At 47.7% G+C, this 3,685-nt stretch carries 2 protein-coding genes and 1 pseudogene; all 3 read right to left on the bottom strand.

Translation table 11 applies throughout. The features are described from left to right. The coding region (locus DSBG_RS21360; protein ID WP_348980994.1) for a group II intron reverse transcriptase/maturase at positions 1–695 on the bottom strand (695 nt) is incomplete at its 3' end. 88 nt (positions 696–783) lie between these two features. Further along, a complete protein-coding gene (gene ltrA / locus DSBG_RS21355) occupies positions 784–2,031 on the bottom strand; it encodes a group II intron reverse transcriptase/maturase (RefSeq protein WP_068967011.1) in 1,248 nt (415 codons plus the stop codon). A 548-nt stretch (positions 2,032–2,579) separates the two neighbouring features. Further along, positions 2,580–3,491, bottom strand: a pseudogene (locus DSBG_RS22195) (reverse transcriptase/maturase family protein); the annotation flags it as partial. Positions 3,492–3,685 lie beyond the last annotated feature (194 nt).

Below are 3,685 nucleotides of genomic sequence, written 5' to 3'. Positions count from 1 at the left end.
ATGCTGACGCGAAAATGCGGATTGCCGCAGATGTAGCAGACACGGGCCAGAGGGTCCATCAAGTTATACTTGGGCGAGGGCTCAGATATAGCTGCCGACTTGATTTTAGCAAAGAAGTCCTTTTGTCTCGCAAAAGATTTGTATAGTGCCAGCGACACTGAACAGGCTTTATTCTTGGCATTTCTGTATCTGACCGATAGCGAGCTTCCAAAGCGGGCAAATACTTTCTTAATGCTGATGTCGAATTTGCGTGCTAGGGTTTTAGCGATAGAATACATTACAATGTATTGGACGCGCCAGCCCTTAAAGAAGTTAGAGCAGCCGCGTTGCTGAGTCAGAAGTCCGCGGAGTACCTGGTTGCCGTATTTGATGATTTCTTCCGGAGGTTCCCTAAGGAGGCGAGAGATACCGATGGGATAATAGTTACCCCTACACATACCGTTTTCACGTAGCTTTTCCAGGATACCCTCCGTATTCATATGGATGCGGAGGGTTGAATCAAAAGGGTCGTAGATGTGAAATTTGCAGTGTTTGCCGATGCCCTTGCGGATAATATATCCAAGAAAAGTCACCTCATCTTCTGCAGCATGCGTGATTTTGGTCTTTTCATCGCTCAACCTTAGGCAGAGCTCGTTGTTCAAGAACTCCTTGATTTTACGTTTCAAATCGACTGCATAAGACTTGGGAGCAATCACGCCAATCAGAAGGTGAGTAGACCGGAGGAATTTCACCTCCAGTCTCTCTCAGAACCGGACTTGAACCTCTCGGCTCATCCGGCTCCCATTATCCAGCCCCAGGTAAAATCCCCATTTGCCACTGAACGAAAAGCTTCTGCTCGCGTCTGGCAATCTTGCCAAGCCAAGCATTTGCTCGCCGTTGATGTATCGCTAGTTTCTTGTATTTACGCCTAGCCCATCGAACCAGTGCTCGATTCATGTGTCTGAGTACAGAGTACATCTCCGACTTGTAAAAGCGTCCGTAGTAATTGACCCAGCCCCTAAGTACAGGGTTGAACATATGGGCCAAATCCTCAAGGGTTTTGTCTGGCTTTAGGTGCATGCGCCAGTCATGTATCGTTTGTTGCATGGCCTTCTTTGCCTTGTTACTGACTGCCGGCGTAAAGTTAATAAAGTGTTTTCCATCTTTGTTCTTTGATCTTCTTGCACGAAATGTGTATCCAAGGAAATCAAAGGTTGTCTCAAGATAGTCCCCACGTCGGTCGTCATCTTTGCAGTAGACAATACGTGTTTTGGTCGGATGAAGTTCCAATCCACAGTCCGCAAACCTCGTTTCCAGACTTTTCAAAAGTCCTTCGGCGTCTTCTCTCCTACGGCAGTGCGCCACAGCATCATCTGCGTAGCGAGCAAACGGTTTGTTTGGATGATACTTTTCCATCCATTTGTCAAAAGCATAATGGAGAAACAGGTTTGCTAAAACCGGACTTATGACTCCGCCCTGCGGGGTTCCTTTTGTCCGTTCCTCGACTGTTCCATCGGGCATTTGAAATGGAGCCTTAAGCCATCTTTCGATGTATAAGATAACCCAAGGATTATCTGTATGTTTGCAGACTGCCTTCATTAGCAATTCGTGGTCAATATTATCGAACAGCCCCTTAATATCGAATTCCAGTACCCAGTTATACCTCCAGCATCGCTGGCGAGTAATCTTGAGTGCGTCAACAGCAGACTTACCCGGACGATATCCATATGAATCAGGATGAAAATAGGGTTCTACTCTTGGTTCAAAATAGAGTTTCGCCACCATTTGCGCTACACGATCGGCCACAGTCGGCACACCAAGCATGCGCGTTCCACCGCTTTTCTTCGGTATTTCTACTGCTTTAACTGCTGGTGGAAAGTAGCTACCGGATGACATCCTGTTCCAAATCTTATAGAGATTGTTCTTTAAATTACCCTCGAACGTTTCTAGGTCCACTCCATCAATACCAGCCGCACCCTTATTCGCTTTTACTCTCTTAAATGCCTCCAACACGACATGTTTGGAGATTTCATAAGACTTTGTTTCGTCCATTGGTTCCTCCCTTGCGGTTGACCGCTATTCAAAACTGGATAACACAACCCCTTCGCTTCACTTCCATTACGAAGCTTCATCACTACTACGGGTTGTTCCGCCCCTACAGTTCGCATCGATACTTTCATCCTTGTGGGTCTTCCACTTGGATTTTTCTCTTAACATCGAAGTGCAGGTTCCCACGTTCCACACAGAAGCCTATGCTATGTTCACGCCACCTTCATGCCGGCCACCGCCTGGACAGTAAATAGGTTTCCTCCAGACTTATCCCGGGATAACGACTACCCCCCGGTTTTGATGACGTTCCTACGCTTTCGACACGTTGTCAGCGGTTCATTTGTATTCGTCTCCATAGCACCTACCTGACGAGGTCGAGCCTCGCCTTTTCCTTAACGCTCACCACCATGGCTTTTGACCACAGCAACTTAAGGTGGTTTGGAATCTCTACCTATATAGCGATTCCGAGGGGCCTACCCTCATCATCTGTGCAGCATAGCTGCTGTTCAAGCGACAATTCTTGTCGCTTGAACGCGCCTTCGTGGCGCACAATCGTCGGCGTAACGCACATACCTCACTCTGCGAAAATTGGGATCATATCTGTCAGAGGACGGGAGGTTTCCCATTGCACACTTCAGTTGTTTAATAGAGTTGGTGTCGCTGCCGTTACTGACCGCCTTTCTGTATTGGTATCTTGCCTTGGCGTAATCAGAATTTTGTCTACGGTAGACGCCTATGGTGTCTGTTTTGATGATGTTTTCTATAAAACTGTCCAACTTGTCAAGATAGATGTTGCAGAGGATGGGGCTGCAACAGGAGCCCTGTGCGTTTCCGGTTTTGGTTCTCTGAAGAGTGTGCTGCAAGTCGAAATAGCCGGCCTTGAGAATCTTATTGATAAGCCGGATGAAACGTTCGTCATTGATACGTTCGAGGAGTATCGTTTCCAGGATGCGGTGGTCAATTTCATCAAAGCAGGCGGAGATGTCACCCTCGATAAACCAAATCGTACCCTTCCACGTCTCCGCCTCAGCGATAGCTCCTTGAGTGGAGCGCTTTGGGCGGAAACCGTAAGAAAGGTTCGAGAAGGTAGGTTCGTAGATGCACTCCAGGATAAGGCGGATAGCCTCCTGAACAAGCTTGTCCTTTCCATTTGGAAAGCTAAGCTTACGCATTTTGCCATTCTTCTTGGGAATCATCGTTGTTCTGTTTGGCTGAGGTTGGTAGGATTCGTCGCGCATGGAAGAGATAAGTTCTGTAATCCATTCCTCACAAAAGCCGTGCAGGGAGGTGCCATCAGCGCCGGATGTCTCCGCGCCGTCGTTGGACTTTACGGAGTTGTAGGCAATGATGTATAAGTCTCTGCTATAGAACAAGCGATAGAGGTCCCTGTTGACATAGCAATGGTTGGCACTGTTACGACGGCGATAACCTTCCAGTCTTTCCACGAGTTTTGATTGCTCCATTCAAAGCAACTCCTTTCAAAATAGGAACTTGGAATACTGCCCCCCTTCACCGTGTGCCTTCCATTACAGAAGGCCATTAGGCTACTGTTAGGGCTCTCTGCCATATGCCAGGAACGGCACTTAGGCAGGTCACGTTTGGCAGTTTCATATAGTGTATCCATACGTAGGTACCCGGTTGGTCGTTACCCTGCTTA

The organism is Desulfosporosinus cupriresistens (assembly GCF_001707885.1).
Lineage (GTDB): Bacteria > Bacillota > Desulfitobacteriia > Desulfitobacteriales > Desulfitobacteriaceae > Desulfosporosinus.
Note: the sequence above shows the minus strand (reverse complement) of the source record. Positions and strands in the feature narration are given on the sequence as shown.